The sequence below is a fragment of the Terriglobales bacterium genome (genome assembly GCA_035567895.1).
In the GTDB taxonomy this organism is placed as follows: domain Bacteria; phylum Acidobacteriota; class Terriglobia; order Terriglobales; family Acidobacteriaceae; genus Gp1-AA112.
Genome location: DATMPC010000043.1, coordinates 13,831 through 30,024, shown reverse-complemented (window position 1 = coordinate 30,024; position 16,194 = coordinate 13,831). Strand labels below are relative to the sequence as shown.

Annotated in this window: 11 protein-coding genes; 7 read left to right on the top strand and 4 right to left on the bottom strand. The window is 55.6% G+C overall.

What is annotated here, in order from left to right:
- Positions 1 to 463: 463 nt before the first annotated feature.
- Positions 464 to 628: a hypothetical protein gene (locus VNX88_09390; protein ID HWY68866.1), complete on the bottom strand. Its 165-nt coding sequence runs from the start codon at positions 626 to 628 to the stop codon at positions 464 to 466.
- A gap of 137 nt (positions 629 to 765) precedes the next feature.
- On the bottom strand, positions 766 to 1,470 hold the full coding sequence (locus VNX88_09385) for a polysaccharide deacetylase family protein (GenBank protein HWY68865.1): 705 nt from the start codon (positions 1,468 to 1,470) through the stop codon (positions 766 to 768).
- A 402-nt stretch (positions 1,471 to 1,872) separates the two neighbouring features.
- Between VNX88_09385 and VNX88_09380 the strand changes: the two genes are divergently transcribed.
- From VNX88_09380 to panC, 6 genes are all read left to right on the top strand, one after another.
- On the top strand, positions 1,873 to 3,039 hold the full coding sequence (locus VNX88_09380; protein ID HWY68864.1) for an FAD-dependent monooxygenase: 1,167 nt from the start codon (positions 1,873 to 1,875) through the stop codon (positions 3,037 to 3,039).
- 1,366 nt (positions 3,040 to 4,405) lie between these two features.
- Positions 4,406 to 7,948, top strand: coding sequence for an Ig-like domain-containing protein (locus tag VNX88_09375; protein HWY68863.1), 3,543 nt, complete (start codon positions 4,406 to 4,408; stop codon positions 7,946 to 7,948).
- Positions 7,949 to 8,198: 250 nt separating this feature from the next.
- On the top strand, positions 8,199 to 8,939 hold the full coding sequence (locus tag VNX88_09370; GenBank protein HWY68862.1) for a deoxynucleoside kinase: 741 nt from the start codon (positions 8,199 to 8,201) through the stop codon (positions 8,937 to 8,939).
- Positions 8,940 to 9,083: 144 nt separating this feature from the next.
- The gene (locus VNX88_09365) at positions 9,084 to 10,340 is read left to right on the top strand and encodes a 2'-deoxycytidine 5'-triphosphate deaminase (protein ID HWY68861.1); all 1,257 of its coding nucleotides are present in this window, start codon (positions 9,084 to 9,086) and stop codon (positions 10,338 to 10,340) included.
- Positions 10,341 to 10,611: 271 nt separating this feature from the next.
- On the top strand, positions 10,612 to 11,505 hold the full coding sequence (panB, locus tag VNX88_09360; GenBank protein HWY68860.1) for a 3-methyl-2-oxobutanoate hydroxymethyltransferase: 894 nt from the start codon (positions 10,612 to 10,614) through the stop codon (positions 11,503 to 11,505).
- A 113-nt stretch (positions 11,506 to 11,618) separates the two neighbouring features.
- Positions 11,619 to 12,461 carry a pantoate--beta-alanine ligase gene (panC, locus tag VNX88_09355; protein HWY68859.1) on the top strand — a complete coding sequence of 281 codons (843 nt, stop codon included), beginning with the start codon at positions 11,619 to 11,621 and terminating at the stop codon, positions 12,459 to 12,461.
- A gap of 19 nt (positions 12,462 to 12,480) precedes the next feature.
- Here the strand turns inward: panC and VNX88_09350 are convergent, their stop codons facing one another.
- Positions 12,481 to 13,839 (bottom strand): APC family permease, encoded by a 1,359-nt coding sequence (locus VNX88_09350; GenBank protein ID HWY68858.1) that lies wholly within the window; start codon positions 13,837 to 13,839, stop codon positions 12,481 to 12,483.
- Positions 13,840 to 14,157: 318 nt separating this feature from the next.
- On the opposite strand from VNX88_09350, the gene VNX88_09345 reads away from it, so the two are divergent.
- Positions 14,158 to 15,270: an aromatic ring-hydroxylating dioxygenase subunit alpha gene (locus VNX88_09345; GenBank protein HWY68857.1), complete on the top strand. Its 1,113-nt coding sequence runs from the start codon at positions 14,158 to 14,160 to the stop codon at positions 15,268 to 15,270.
- 464 nt (positions 15,271 to 15,734) lie between these two features.
- Here the strand turns inward: VNX88_09345 and VNX88_09340 are convergent, their stop codons facing one another.
- Entirely contained in the window at positions 15,735 to 16,103 is a 369-nt protein-coding gene (locus tag VNX88_09340) for a TraR/DksA family transcriptional regulator (GenBank protein HWY68856.1), read from the bottom strand.
- Positions 16,104 to 16,194: the final 91 nt, after the last annotated feature.

The window sequence follows — 16,194 nt, the reverse complement described above, 5'->3', positions numbered from 1 at the left end:
CTCCTTTCGCCCGAGCTCTTGGTCGTAAGGCAACCACAGTGTATCGGGCGTCTGGAGCCGTCGTGGTTATGGGATCACGCTCCGCCGCGATGCCGGTTGTGTCTCCAAGCCTAGCGGTGCGGCGCGGGGGACCTGCTGTTTTTCAGTTCGAGACAAACAGCAGATCCCCCAAAGCCGCTTTAGATTCTTGGGTTCATCATCATTGCCTCAGCGGCTTTGAGGGATGACAGTATTTAAGGAAGGTTCATTTGTAAAAACAAGGCTGCGCTCAAGCCGTGCCCGGGATATGAACCTCTTCGTGAAAAGCACCTCTACGCCGACATCCGGATGTAGTCTTGCAGGCAGGCGGCAAGTTCATCCTCGGAGAGGGCTGCTTCCAGAACCAAGTCGGCGCAAAAATCCTCCGGGAGAGGCACGTCTGCGGTTTTGAGGAAGATCACGCGGGTCAGCGGCTGGGTTTTCTTCAGGCGCTGACAAAATGCCAGTGCCTGAGGTGGATCGGAATCAAACCAACCAGGGCGAACTCGAAGCGCTCGCGCCGGGCGAGTTCTTCGGCTGCGCCGATCGACATCACCCACTGCAGCACGAAGTTCTGTTCATACATTGTCGTGAAGCCAAGACGCTTCATGTTCGTCGCTAAAACAAGAATGAACGACTTTCCCACGGCTCGCCTCAACTTTCTGGGCGATCGAGCCCTTGTTGGAGAGGACAGCCGTGCTCCGCGCTTGTCCGCTAGTAGATTCCAGAAGGGGGACAATTTTCAAATTAAATTTCATCCACGCGGCGGAAGGAGTATTCCTTCCGGTACCGCTGGAGGAGACGTTCAGTGGCCTCGACCGTGTGGCTGCGGTCGCTTCCCAAACTGGTATGACTACCGTCGTGCAGCAGGACGATGTGCGCGCGCGCATGGCTTCGCTCAATCCCCTTGCAGGCATGATTGAACACGCTCTCGGCCGTCGCCCGCTTGTGCCAGTCATAGCAGGTAACACTCCACATCACCGGCTCAAGCCCGAGTTCGCGTGCAACCTGTAACACCGCCGGGCGACGCGCTCCAAATGGCGGACGAAAGTGGCGAGTCTCGATCCCGGTGGCGTCGGCGATCGCCTTGGAGCAATCCGAGAGTTGGCGCTGCAATTGCGCGCGCGAAAGAAACAAAAGATTGGGATGCGTGGCTGTGTGATTGGCAAGCAGATGCCCAGCGTCGGCAATCGCCCGCGCAATCTTTGGACGCGCAGTGACGAAGCGCCCAATCAGGAAGAAGGTCGCCTTTGCCTCGTGTCGCGCGAGCACTTCAAGCAGTCGTTCGGTGTGAACATCGTTTGGACCATCATCGTAAGTGAGCGCCAGATGTTTGGGATCGTGGAGATGAGTCAGCGTTCTCCCGTAGAGTTGCGACTCCGGCGAATAGCAGTGATAGGCAAGATAGCTTGCTCCAGCGATCGCGCCGGCGATTCCCAGCTTTGAAATCACAGTTTGGCAATTTTAGAGGAACCGGAGAGGCGAACACGAAGGCAACGAAGGTCAAACAAGAAGGTCACGAAATTCCAGTCTCACCTCCGTGACCTCATTATTTCACCTTAGTGACCTCGTGTTCGCCTGATGGGTCTTTTGCTACCAGGAGTAATGCACTATATATGTCACGGTCTCCTCGCCATCGGCCGGGATCGGCACGCGGAACTCGGACAAAAAGCACTACTCTGAGTGCTATGGCCGCCGATGTTCGAAGCTTACGTCCCCGTTTGGGAATCCGAACGGACAGTTTGGAATGAATCAAGCCTGTAAAGGGGCTGTGTTAAAGCGGCGCTCTAGCTTGAGAGACGCCCCTCGCAACAAGTTGCGGTGTGTCGGGTTCAAGACACCTATATCCAGTCAATGATCAACAAGACAGTAGCCATCATCGGCGCTGGCATTGGGGGCGTTGCGGCCGCGGTGTGTCTAAGGCGAGTAGGCCTCCAGGCAGTGTTGTTTGAGCGTCGCGAATATCTGCGTGAGGCAGGAGCTGGCTTGAGTTTGTGGCCGAACGGTACCAGCGTCCTGGAACAGCTTGATCTGCTGCCGCGCGTGCTGAATGCTGGTCAGCGAGGCATGAATTTTCGTCTGCTTTCGCCTGCAGGCAAGACGCTCATGGAAATCGGAACTGCGCATTCAGATACTCCCGCCGTCTGTCTGCACCGAGCGGATCTGCTTCGAATCCTTGCCGAAGAATTGCCCTTGGAAGATCTGCGCCTCGGGCAAGAGCTAACTGAAATCCAACCGGCGGGCGAGAAACTGCGCTTGCAGTTTGCAGACGGCGGCACGTTTCTCTGCGATGGATTGGTCGGCGCGGATGGCATTTATTCGCAAGTGCGATCGATGGCGTCCGGAAGCAGAGATCCGCTAAGCCGGGGATACCTAATTTACCGCGCAATCGCAGATGCGCCCGACGATCTTGTACCGGGAGATAACAGCGAAACCTGGGGATCGGGCCAACGCTTCGGCGTGCTATCCATCGCGCAAAACAAGGTCTGCTGGTACGCAACTGCCAACGCCTTCGACGCACAACTTACCGGCGAGAAACGCAAGCTTGAAATCTTGCGGATGTTCAATGGCTGGCATCGACCAATCCAGGATCTGATTGTGGCAACAGATTCTTCTGCGATTCTCATGAGCAACGCGCGCGACCTAAAGCCATTCCGGCGCTGGGGATTGGGGCCTACGACATTGCTTGGCGATGCTGCTCACGCTCTGACTCCCAATTTAGGACAGGGGGCATGCATGGCGCTTGAAGATGCCTTCCTTCTGGCGAACTCTTTAAGGGCTCACGCAAGCGTTGAGAAGGCTTTTCGCATTTATGAGTCCCTGCGCTTTAGCAGAACTCGCAGCGCCATCCTTCGCTCCCGATATCTTGGCTGGATCGGACAATGGGAAAACTGTCTGGCTGTATCGCTTCGCAACCTCGTGACCGGCTTTCTGCCAGGGCGACTCTTTGAATGCCATGCAACCTCAAGAGAGTTCATTGCCTCCATTACGGGGAGCTTGCTTGCAAACGTCCAGAGTTGAGAAGAAGTAGGTCCAAGAAACGAATAGAGACCAGAGCGCCTAAGATTTGTGCGACAAGTAATGTTCGCGAAATTGGACAATGACCGATTAGGACCTGTTGCGCTCGATCGATGGACGGGAATTCTACGACTACCGTACGCACATAAGGCCACTTGCTCGCTCGCGTCACGTGCCGTGGTTCGATCGCCACCCACCAGCCGTCATATTTTCCGCAGGATAGGGCGCACTCTTTCCGCATACTCATCGAATGCCTTGGCATCAAGAATTTCTCGAATTGTTACTACGACATACGCCATAACTCAGAACGGCGTTCGGCGACCCCGTCTAATGAAGCTTAACAAGACCTTGCAGTGAGGGCTCTAGAAAACAATATCGATCTACTGCGGTGTTTTTACTTCTCTCGACGGGCTCATCTTCGTAGATCCTCGCATAGTGGACTCCAAACGTGTTGCGCAATAAATCATGAAAACTTTTCACAGAAATGATGAAAACTTTTCACGGACCGAACGCAAATGCGACGACGCAATTGCTTCTTCAGCGAGCTGATACACAGAGAAAATCTGGGCTATACGTTCGTGAAACCGGACAATGACCAAGTGGCACTTGTCATGCTGTATTCGCTCGCATACGATCACTTTCAATGCGCTCACTCCCCCGACTTCTGCGCATCTTCCACGGGGCCGTTCTAGGTTGTTTGCTTTACTGTTAGACCGGGAAGCAAGTTCTCCCACACAAGCTAGCGAAAAATCCACTCTGGCCGCTCGACCTCTGTGTCAAGAATTGTGTCACTGAGAAGAAGTCGTGCTGTGCGACTTCTAAAAATCGAATTATTAGTGGTCATGTGTCTTATTTCGAAAGATAAGCGATGTACGTAAGTTACAGAAATAACTGCGATTCTTGATAGTTCCGAATCGAATGCCGCTTGCACCGTGTAGCGATGTAGCGGTTTGTTTTCGTTCAAAGGGCGTTCAAGAGTTTCGCCAATGAACAGACAGGAGAAGTGTCTTCTGTGCAAATGAAATCCACTCTGGCCGCTTGACTCTTGGGTCAAGAAACTTCACAACTGAGAAGGAGTGGTGCTGTGCAATCCCCCAAAGTGCAGTCAGGTGTCGTATCTCTTTTTGTAGCCCGCCGTTGTTGTGCTCCGATTGTGAAAGCAGTAGGACCTCCATCCAGCAAGTCTCCGGACAGAATCGATCTACTCTGCTGTCTAAGTCCCCGAAAATCCTCATCGGGATAATGCAGAGCTGCTTGCTTACTCGGTAAGACCAGGAAGCAAGTTCTTCCATCCCACTTACAACTTTACAAAATCCACACTCTGGCCGCTTGACCTCAGGTCAAGAACACACAACTGAGGAGTGGCGCTTTGCGATTTTCAAGAATCGAGTTACTCGTAGTGTGTCTTTTTTCCGTCTTCTTAGCCCTTGTACCAGTTGTGGGAGGACAGGGAAATCCGCACAAGTCTAAGACAATTTCCGGTACTCTTAGTCCGGGAAACATTACTGCCGGGTCCACAGTGACACTAAGTGGAGCTGCGAGTGCAACTGCTACCACTGCTGACGTGAATGGTAATTACAGGCTTACTGTTTTTGGCAACGGTAGTTACACGGTGACACCTGCCAAGGCGGGACTAAGCTTCCAACCGCCCAGCCAGAGCGTATTTGTTAATAAGTCCTCGAGCCCTGTGGCGAACTTCACGGCGACAACGACACTACAATCGATCACGCTCAGTGCTGCCACAGGCTCCATTGCGAAGGGTAGCAGCGATCAGTTCACGGCGATCGGCACGTTTAGCGATGGCTCAACGCAGAATCTGACTAATTCTGCAAGCTGGAACTCTTCAAACACGTCCGTGGCTATCGTTAGTGGAAGCGGTTTGGCGAGCGGAGTTGGCGCAGGATCGACGACCATCACAGCTTCGCAAGGTGGAATTACGTCCAACCCGGTGCCGTTGACAGTGACCGCAGCCACGCTGCAGTCAATCACGATCAACACAAGCAATTCCTCAATCGCCAAAGGCACCAGCGCGCAGTACAAGGCCACCGGAACCTTCAGTGACGGCAGCACGCAAGACCTGACAAATGCTGTTATCTGGGCTAGCTCCAATCCCACGGTGGCCAACATCAGCGCCACAGGCTTGGTTATGGGAACCGCTATCGGGTCGACTAACATTACGGCCACCCAAAACGGGATTACCTCGAATAGCTCTGCGCTAACCGTCACCGCGGCCACGCTGCGGTCGATCAATGTCAGTGCCAATAGTTCCTCGATCGCCAAGGGCACTAGCGTTCAGTTCACTGCGACGGGAACTTTCAGCGATGGCAGCACGCAGAATCTGACGAACACTGTCACGTGGAGTAGCTCGAACTTGGCAACCGCCACTATCAGCTCTACTGGCCTTGCCACCGGCGCGGCTATCGGTGCCAGCAACATCACAGCAAGTCAGAGCGGGATCAATTCCAACAGCTTTGCCCTGACTGTAACGGCTGCGGCTCTGCAGTCGATCACGATTAACGCGAGTAATTCCTCGATCGCCAAGGGCACTAGCGTTCAGTTCACTGCGACGGGAACCTTCAGCGATGGCAGTACGCAAAATCTGACGAATTCTGCTACTTGGACGAGCTCGAATTCGGCAACCGCCAACATCAGTGCCAGCGGCCTTGCGACGGGCCTTACCATGGGGTCCAGTAGCATCAGCGCGGCCCAGAATGGGATTACCTCCAACAGTTTTGCCCTGACAGTAACGGCAGCAACACTGCAGTCGATCACGATCAATGCATCCAGTTCTTCAATTGCCAAGGGCACGAGCGTTCAGTTCACTGCGACCGGCACCTTCACCGATGGAACCACTCAGGACCTGACCAACACCGCTACCTGGACGAGTTCGAGTCCCGCGACGGCGAATGTCAGCGCCAGCGGTCTGGCCAGTGGAGTAGCCATCGGTTCAAGCATCATCACGGCAACCCAAAGCACGATCACTTCTAACAGTTTTCCACTGACAGTAACGGCGGCAACACTTCAGTCGATCAAGATCAGCGCATCGACCTCCTCGATTGCCAAAGGTACTAGCGTTCAGTTCACCGCCACTGGAACCTTCACCGACGGGACGACTCAGAACCTGACTAACACTGCAACCTGGGCTAGTTCGAATCCGGCGACGGCCAACATCAGCGCCGGCGGTCTGGCCAGTGGGGTAGCCATTGGTTCGAGCAACATCACGGCAACGCAGAATGGGATTACTTCCAACACCGTTGCGTTCTCAGTAACTGCGGCCACACTGCAATCGATCGCGATTAGCGCAACCAGTTCATCGATCGCGAAAGGCACCAACGTTCAGTTCACCGCTACCGGAACCTTCACCGACGGTACGACGCAGAACCTGACCAACACTGCAACCTGGGCCAGTTCAAGTCCGGCAGCAGTCAACATCAGCACCGGTGGTCTGGCCACGGGCGGAGCGCTAGGCTCCAGCAACATCACTGCCTCCCAGAACGGAATCGTGTCAAACAGCTTTGCACTCACGGTAACGGCAGCCACAGTGCAATCAATCACCGTCACCGCTGGCAGCCCGTCTCTTGTGGCGGGTGCGAGCGAGCAACTTACTGCTACCGGAAGCTACAGCGACGGGAGCACGCAAAATCTCACTAGTTCCGCGGTTTGGACTTCGTCCAATCCCGCGGCTGTCAGCCTCAACGCGAACGCGGTGGCCCTTGCCGCAGGTATTGGTCAATCTGTAATTTCGGCCTCAGTAGGAAGTACTAATGGAACTATGACGATCTCTACTTCAGCCACGCTCTCTGGCACGGTGAGTCCCGCCAGCAGCATCGCCGGCACAACCATCACCCTCAGCGGAGCGGCGACCGCCACAACGACGCCCGATACGAGTGGCAACTACAGCTTCACTGTTGTGGCGAATGGAGCGTACACGCTCACACCACACAACAGCTCATTCAGTTTTGTGCCTCCGAGCGCATCTGTCACCGTCAATAACACAAATGTAGCCGCAATAAACTTCGCCACGGGTTCGGGACAGCTCTCTATGAATCCATCCAGTTTCGCTTTCGGGACTGTTGGAGTCGGTTCAACCGCCCAAATTCAAACGACGCTTACCGCCAGTGGTGGAGATGTGACCGTAACTGGGGACACCCTGACAGGTCCCGGATTTGGACTGAATGGAATTACGTTCCCTCTGACGATTACTTCAGGCAAGAGCGCTATCTTCGCTGTCACACTTACTCCTGGATCCACGGGTGTCATTTCGGGAAAGCTCTCGCTTAACAACGGAACCACTACACTCTCAACCGCCAACCTCTCCGGAACTGGTGCCGGCCTCAACATCGCTCCATCGAATGTGAATTTCGGTCAAGTGATGGACGGCACGACGAGTGCGCCACAGGCCTTGACTCTGAACGCAGTTGGAAGCAGTGTGACGGTAACATCGGAGAGCATTGTTCAAAATGGCGGCGGAGGTTCTCCATTCTCGATTAACGGTCTGCCTGCGCTACCGTTCACAATTGCGGCAGGTCAGAGCACGCAGGCCAGCGTGACGTTTGCTCCGGCTTCCGGTTCGCCTGGGACGGCTTCGGGAACAGTGAATGTTGCGACCAACATGAACAGCGTTGCTCCGACTTTGTCGGGAACTGGCAGTGCAAACGTGGCGATTGGGTGGACTGCCAGCACGACTCCCACCGTGACCTACAACGTCTATCGTTGCTCAATCTCAACCGCAGCGTGCGTTCAAACACAGCCGGCGAACTTCACGCGGATTGTTACGGGAGTGAGCGGCCTCGCTTACACCGACTCGACTGTCGCTTCTGGTCAGACTTACTACTATTCCTTGACTGCCGTGGATGGGAGTGGTGCGGAGAGTGTGTTCTCGGGAGTGTCGGGAGCTGCGGCTATTCCCTAATTCAGACCCGGACGAGGCGAACACGAAGGTCACGAAGGCAACAGAGGAGGTCACGAAGAGAAAAGAATTGGAGGACCGACGCGCGCCCTCGCGCGGGTTTCGTTTGAGGTCCGAGAAAGCTCGGGACCTCTTGAGGACTTGGGCCGTATGCAAACACCCGGCCGAGGGCGGCCGCAGGTCCTTACACCATGTTTTCTTCGTGACCTCTTGTGTTGCCTTCGTGACCGGAGCCTGCCCTGAGCGTAGCCGAATGGGTGTTCGCCTCGTCATCGGTGGAAATTTTGGCGTTGTCTCGGCTTCCTTCTCCACGCTATGCTCCGAGCAGACCTGGTTTATGGCCAAGCTCTTCGATCCCCCCCGCTACATAGCCCTGGAAGGTCCGATCCGCGTAGGCAAAAGCACGCTTTCTGGCATTATCGCGGACCGACTCCACGCGCAACGCATCACCGAACCTGAGGACAATCCATTTCTCGCTGCTTTTTATGACGGCGAGCCGGGCGCCGGCTTCCAGGCGCAGTTTGCCTTCCTGATGGCACGCTTTGACCAACTGCGAGCCCTGGAGCGCAGTCCGCACAAAGCGATCGTCTGTGACTACATCTTCGAGAAAGACAAGCTGTTTGCCTGCATCAACCTCAATGATGCCGAGCTTGGTATCTATAACCGTTACTACAACTACTTTCGCGAGCAGCTACCGACTCCGGATCTCGTGATTTATCTTCAGGCGAGTCCGGAAGTATTGAAGAAACGCCTGCGACGTAAGAACGCTCCAGGAGAGTTGGCGGTGAGCGACGATTACATCGAAGAGATCGTCAAGGCTTACGAGCACTTCTTCTTTCACTACACCGCGTCAGACCTGCTCGTAGTGAATACCAACGACATTGACTTCGTCGACCGCCACCAGGATCTGCAGGAACTGCTGCGGCGTCTGTCGGAGCCCATCCGAGGCACGCAGTATTTCCTGCCGCTGGGTTCGGAAGCGGCTAGCGCGTAGCTTCAAGGAGTCAGTTGCACAATCCGCGTTTCAATCGACGATTCTTTCCTAAATTCTGTACGCGAATTCCACCATGCGTACCTGTTTTTCGCAAACCTACCTATTGCCCTGCATTGTTCTGGCAAGTAACCTGCTTGTCTAACGATGAATACATCCAAGCAAAATCTGCCTGACGCACCAGAACTGGAGCGCAACAATGGAATCCTGCCAGCGCAATCACTGCGTGCGCTGGTAAAGAACGGCGTGATCGCGGCTCCTGAATCTCTGCCGATTAAGGATGAGCAGATTCAGCCGGCCAGCATCGACTTGCGCCTGGGCCAGCAGGCGTTTCACGTGCGAGCCAGTTTTCTACCGGGCAAATCATCCACCTTGCTGAAAAAGGTGCATGACGGGCTGTTGATCGACACGCTTGATCTACGGCAGCCCACCTTGCTGACGCCAAACTCGGTCTACATCGTGAAGCTCACCGAGACGCTGAGCCTGCCTGCCGACGTGAGCGGCATCGCGAACCCGAAGAGCACGACCGGGCGGCTGGATATATTCACGCGGCTAATCACCGAGCATGGCGAAGAGTTTGAACGAGTTCCGCGAGGTTATTCTGGCGAACTGTACGCCGAGGTCGTAACCCGAAGTTTTCCTGTTTATGTTCGCGAGGGATTGAAGCTCAATCAGCTTCGGTTCATCCGCGGCAAGGTGGAAGCTCGTCGTGACAGCGTTCTGCGTGAACTGGCCAAGGACGATCAGCTTGTCCGCTACGAAACCGAGGACCGTCTCGTAGACGCCATCAACCGCGGACTATCAGTAACGGTGAATCTGGAAGGCAGCGAGCGCTCGGATATCGTTGCCTACAAGGCGAAGAAATACGCCGCTCCGATCGATCTCAGCAAGATTCGTCATTATGAAATGGCCGATTTCTGGGAGTTCATTCGTAAGCCCGCTACTCGTCGTCTTATTTTGGAACCCGACGAGTTCTATTTGCTGGCGTCGAAAGAGAAAGTCCGCGTTCCCCCCGATCATGCGGCAGAGATGGTCGCGTATGATCCGACGATGGGCGAGTTCCACGTCCACTACGCGGGCTTTTTCGACCCTGGATTCGGCTACGGCGCGCAGGGTGAGATCCCCGGCACAAAGGCGGTGCTCGAGGTCCGCGCGCACGACATGCCGATTCTGCTGGAAGACGGCCAGTTCGTCGGCAAACTGCTCTACTACCGCATGGCCGCAATTCCGGAGGTGGTATATGGCCAAGACATCGGATCGTCGTACCAGAAGCAGGAGCTCACCCCCAGCAAACAGTTCAAGTTCACCGAGCCACAGGAGAGCGCGCCGGTGAAACAGGAAGAGCGGCAAGCTGAGTGGGGCGGGAGAGGCAGGAGAGATGTAGTGCTGTTGGAGCAGCACTGAGGATTACCAGGCACGCGGGCCCAGAGACGAGGCGAACACGAAGGTCACGAAGGCGGAAACAAGAGGTCACCCAGGAAGAAAGAGCCGAACCGAAAACTGTGATCTAGAGCTGCCGTTCCTAACCCCTTTGTGACCTTTTGTTTAGCCTTCGTGACCTTCGTGTTCGCCTCGTCCTTGGTTTTTCCGTGATTTGCGACTAAACTCTTTTCGTCTGCATCCTAATTTGCAGCGACGGGCGCTATCCACGCGTGGAAGTGCACTGGAGGAAACAATGAGCATCACCTCGCCTCGTTTTGGTGACGACGCCAAGGTCACCATCAATTCCATACAAGAAAAGAAGCAGCAGGGCACGCCGATTACGTGTCTTACGGCTTACGATTACGCCACGTCGCGACTCGTCGACCAGGCTGGTGTTGACATGATCCTGGTAGGCGATTCGCTCGCCATGGTCGTGCTTGGGTATGAGAACACTCTGCCCATCACGGTCGAAGAAATGCTGCATCACGTGCGCGCAGTCCGCCGTGGTGTGAAACGCGCTCTGGTAATCGCGGACATGCCCTACGCCTCGTATCAGGTCGATGAAAAACATGCGGTCAAGAACGCCACGCGCTTCCTCAAAGACGGCGGCGCGGAAGCTGTGAAGATCGAAGGCGGCGATAAGCGCGTGGGCTTGGTCCACCGCTTGCTCGATGCTGAGGTTCCCATTATGGGGCACATTGGGCTGACACCTCAATCGGTGCACATGATGGGTGGCTATCGCGTGCAGGGTAAGAGCCTGAACGCCATCGAACGTCTAGTGAAAGATGCAGTCGCGTTGGATCGCGCGGGCGTCTTCTCGATCGTGCTGGAGGGCATTCCCCGCGAAGTCGCGCGCATTATTACCGAGGAAGTGGAGTGTCCGACGATCGGCATCGGTGCAGGTCCCGATTGCGACGGCCAGGTTCTGGTCTTCCACGACATCCTTAACTTAACCGATCGCGAGCCGGCAAAGTTTGTTCGGCAGTACGCCGACGTAGCAGGGCTGATCTCGGGAGCGGTGAAGCAGTTCAAGGCTGACGTGGAATCGAAGGCTTTTCCGGCGGATCAGGAGTCGTATCACCTGCCGCGCGAGACTCAAGCCGCGTTGGAGACGATTCGGGCGCGCAAACGCGCGATGACGCGTTAGTCAGTACCGGCGGCGGCAGCCGTCCGGTCAACGAGGCGCGCGAGCACGAGTCGCTCCGCTCCCACTGACCCAGCGGCTACCGCCGCCGGTACCGATTTGGTAGCCATTCCTGAATGAAAATTCTGCACAGAGCTGTCGACACTCGCTCTGAGGTACGCGCAGCCAAGCTGCAGGGCAAGAGAGTCGGGTTTGTTCCCACAATGGGCGCTTTACACGATGGGCACATCTCTCTCGTACGCTTGGCGAAGTCGCAATCCAATTTCGTTGTTGCTTCCATCTTTGTAAATCCGACGCAATTCGGTCCCAATGAGGATCTCGCGAAGTATCCACGTCCCTTCGAAGCAGATCGCCAAAAGCTGGAAGCCGAGCGCGTAGATCTGTTGTTCGCGCCGAGTGTCGAAGAGATGTATCCAGCCGGAGCTGCTACGTTTGTCACGGCCGAAGGGATTACCGATCGGCTTGATGGACGCTCGCGCCCCGGGCACTTTCGTGGTGTCACAACCGTTGTCGCAAAGCTATTTCACATCCTTGAGCCCGACGTTGCTTTCTTTGGACAAAAGGACGCCGCGCAGGCTGCAATCATCAAACGGATGGTGCGCGATTTGATGTTTCCTGTAGAGATCGTTGTCGCCCCGATCGTGCGCGAGTCGGATGGTCTGGCCCTGTCTTCCCGAAATGCGTACCTCTTACCAGCAGAGCGCAAGCAAGCAACTGTGCTCTCACGGGCTGTGCGCGAAGTCGACAACCGATATCGCGCCGGCGAGCGCACTGCAACGAAGCTCATCGAGACTGCCCGCGAAGTCTTTGCGGGCGAACCGTCAGTGCGAGTGGATTACATCGAGATTGTCGATCGTGACACCTTGGAGCCCGTCTCCGAAGCTCAAGCTGGAAGCCTGCTGGCGGTGGCGGCCTTTGTAGGAACGACTAGGTTGATTGACAATGTCGTGCTCCGGTAGAGACGCAGCATGCTGCGTCTCATTGCGGCGAACCCGCAGATATCCTTTTTACAAGCTTGAACGCAGGATAGCTTCCAGCTAATAGAATTAGCGCATAGATACTATTGCGCGTATCTGCTGCGCAAATACTTGCCAGGAATCCTAGATAGATCAGCAATGCAAGGATGGTTGTCCACGGGTATCCCGGAATGCGATAGGGCCGTTCCCGATTTGGTTCACGCTGTCTCATCAGAAAGATCGAGATGAAGTCGGCGATGTAGTTGATGACAAAGAAAAAAGCCAGCACGGCGATGATCTTATTGAATCCGCCATACACGATGAACATCAGTGCCGCGGCGGTGCTGAGCGCCAGGGCAATTGTCGGAGTGCCTCCGCGGTTTACCACATCAGCGTGACTGGTCACCAGCTTGTCGCGCGACATCGCGAAGAGTATGCGCGATGCCATCATGTGACAGGCGTTCATGAAGCTGATCACTGAGATGACGGTGAGCGCGGCGATGAGCCGCGTTCCATGGCCGCTCCAGATCGAATCGGCAGCGGTGCCGAGAGCCATCTGCTGTCCGGCATATGCACTTACCGGCAGCACGTGCACGAGCGCCCATCCAACGGAGATGTAGATAGCGGCTACGGCCAAGGCTCCGCCGAACGTTGATCGTGGAATATTCCTAGCTGGATTCTGCACTTCTTCCGAGAAGTAAATAACCCCCGCCCAGCCGTCGTACGTGTAGATCATCGACTGCATTGCCAATAGGAATGCGACGAATAGTGGCCATCCATGCGGCAATTGTGTCAGCGTTGAGGGCGCGGGTTGAGAGCTAGCCGGTTGAAAGAAGAAGCAAGCGAATACGAAGGCGAAAAATCCTAATCCCTTCAGCAGTGTGCTGAACTGCTGGAAGCCGCTGCCCCACCGCACTCCGCGCCATTGCAGCGCTGCCAGCAAGATCACGATTGCCGCAGCCAGCAATCGGGCCTTGCCTACCAGTGGAGGGAACAATATTCCGAGATACTCACCCATCACCACGGCCGCTGCGGATTCGCTGCCGCAAGTCGAAAGCCAATCGGTCCATCCGATTACGAATCCGGGATACTCCCCTAGCGCATGACGCGCAAAAGTGTAGTGTCCGCCGGAGTAAGGCAGCATCGTGCCCAACTCAGTGATATTCGTGGCCGCGAGGAAGGTGAGGAAGGCGCCGACAATCCATACGGCGAGGAATAGTTCGCGGCTTGGAAGTTGGGTGGCCACGTCGCCCGGAGTGCGAAGCATGCCAACTCCGATGGTGTTGCCGACGATGACAGCCATGCCGAATCCAAAGCCAAGGATTTGCAGCAGGCGTCCGCGCCTGCGCAGTGAACTCGGCACTTCCACCGCTGAAGCCAATCAGGTCCTTTGGAAAGCGGAAGCGCAATCGTAGCAGGGAATCGGGTGATCGGGCCATCGGGTGATCGGGCGAAGTAAAACTCGCCAAGCGCCTCTATACATTGTCATGCCGAAGCGCCTGGTTTTGGCGCGAGGAATCTGCTGTTTGGTGTCACATAAAGAAAGCAGATCCCTCACTTCGTTTCGGGATGACAGTAAGGGGGACAATCCGTTCGAAGCCAGAAACCGTAGCTCGCCAGTCCTTACTTCACCCGATCACCCGATGGCCCGATCACCCGATTCTGCCATCTGTCCGTGATTAAATAGATATCCAAATCCATGGCCACCGTTTCTCGTTTGCACTCAAAGTCGAATGTCGAGATTGATACAGCAGTCGGAAAGTCGTGGACCCTTCCGGCCGATGTATATCTCGATCCGGCCCTGCTGGAGCGCGAGAAACAATTTCTGTTTGGCAGAACGTGGCAGATCGTTGGGCGTCGCGATCAAGTAACGAATCCCGGCGACTACTTCACAGCCGACCTTATTGGTGAACCGTTGTTGATCGTACGCGGCACTGATGGAGTACTTCGCGGTTTTTACAACGTATGCCGTCATCGCGCGGGTCCGCCGGCCGAGGGATGCGGATCGCGCAAGGTATTCCGCTGCGGATATCACGGCTGGACATACTCGCTCGACGGTCGCCTGCTGAATGCGCCAGAGATGGACGGCACGGCCAATTTTGATCATTCGCAGTTTGGCCTGCAACCTGTTCCGGTTGGGGAATGGGGCGCATGGGTCTTTGTACACCTCGATCCAAAGGCGCAGGCGCTGTTGCCAAGTTTGCGCGAGCTGCCAAAGCAAGCGGCGAAGTATGGATTGGATAAGCTCAAGCTGGCAGACCGCCGCGAGTACGTGATGGAATGCAATTGGAAGGTCTATGTCGACAACTATCTCGAGGGCTATCACCTGCCCAGCGTGCATCCCAGCTTGAATCGCGAACTCGATTACGGACAATACCTGACAGAAACCTTTGAGTTCCACTCACGCCAGGCGAGTCCGATTCGTGGTCCGGAGAATGAGAAGGATGTGCAACGCCGATATAGCCAGGCGTCCGGCGGCGACGAGGCCGAATATTTCTGGATTTTCCCCAACTGGATGCTGAACTGCTATCCTGACAACGTGTCGCTCAACATCGTGCTGCCGCTCGCGACGGAGCGTTGCGTCGCGATCTTTGAGTGGTATTTCCCGGAGAACGTATTGAAGACGGAGGCTCCGGCGACAACGATCCGATTCAGCGATGAGATCCAGGTTGAAGACGGACACATCTGCGAAGTCGTACATCGGAATCTGAAGTCACGCAGCTATACTCGCGGCCGCTTCAGCGCGAAGCAGGAAAAAGGTGTACATCAGTTTCACAGGTTGTACGCAGACTGGCTACAACGCACCGCCTGAAAGTCCCAGCAAAGGATTTATAGGATGTTCTAGGGTTCCTGCTAGAATGCTGCACGACCAGCAACAACCTGCCTTGGCTGCCCGGTCATCCCAGCAATTGGTCTTTTTAACGTCCCCCTTGAACCGCTCATTCTAGTTTCTTCGTTCTTACGGCAGGCGACTGATATACGGGCATTGCGCCTCAGGCAGATCGGTATGACTGGCAGAGATCCAGATTCCAATCTCGGCGTCGGTGGACGTGCGACGTTCTGGGAAGGGGTCTTTGAAGTGAGCAGTGCACCGAAGCCTGCAGTACGATCCGAAGAAGCCCGCAGCGAGGTGCATCCTGGCGAAGCGGTTCTCAGCCGCTATACATATCGCGAAGTTCGTCCAGCAAGGGATCGGAGAAGCAGCCGTCGCGAATCGTCGGGCCGAAAATAAGAAATCCGGCCGCGTGGGCCGGATTTCGGGGACGAAATTGTCTTTTACGTGTGGGATTCTTCGAGCATACCCTTTTCCATCTTTTCCTGGCACTCGATGCAATACCGCGTCCAAGGCACGGCCTCAAGCCGTTTAGCATTGATCTCGTTGCCACAATTGATGCATTCCCCAAAGCTGCCCTCGCGAATTCGCGACAGAGCCAACTCCACCATCCCGAGAAGCTGCCGGTCGTTGTTGCTCTGGGCGAAGAGGAATTCCTTGGTGTAGGAGTTGGCGGCGCGGTCAGCGATGTCCTGCGCTGCCTCCGCGTCAGCAATGCGGCCGTCTTCCTGGGTGCGCGACACCACACGGCGCAGCTCCTGTTGCCGCTGCTCGAGCTGCTTCTTGAACTGTTCCAGGCGCTTCTTTTCCATAGTTGCCTGCATTTCCCTTGGTCACCTCGCGAAAAGTCGAAAATACATAGATGCCGCGGCGGCTTTTGGGGAAACAAAAATCATATGCCCG

Excerpts from the sequence above, each read along its gene's own strand:
- VNX88_09390 (HWY68866.1), bottom strand. The coding sequence starts at position 628 with ATGAAGCGTCTTGGCTTCACGACAATGTATGAACAGAACTTCGTGCTG.
- VNX88_09380 (HWY68864.1), top strand. The coding sequence starts at position 1,873 with ATGATCAACAAGACAGTAGCCATCATCGGCGCTGGCATTGGGGGCGTT.
- VNX88_09370 (HWY68862.1), top strand. The coding sequence starts at position 8,199 with ATGGGTGTTCGCCTCGTCATCGGTGGAAATTTTGGCGTTGTCTCGGCT.
- VNX88_09365 (HWY68861.1), top strand. The coding sequence starts at position 9,084 with ATGAATACATCCAAGCAAAATCTGCCTGACGCACCAGAACTGGAGCGC.
- panB (HWY68860.1), top strand. The coding sequence starts at position 10,612 with ATGAGCATCACCTCGCCTCGTTTTGGTGACGACGCCAAGGTCACCATC.
- panC (HWY68859.1), top strand. The coding sequence starts at position 11,619 with ATGAAAATTCTGCACAGAGCTGTCGACACTCGCTCTGAGGTACGCGCA.
- VNX88_09345 (HWY68857.1), top strand. The coding sequence starts at position 14,158 with ATGGCCACCGTTTCTCGTTTGCACTCAAAGTCGAATGTCGAGATTGAT.
- VNX88_09340 (HWY68856.1), bottom strand. The coding sequence starts at position 16,103 with ATGGAAAAGAAGCGCCTGGAACAGTTCAAGAAGCAGCTCGAGCAGCGG.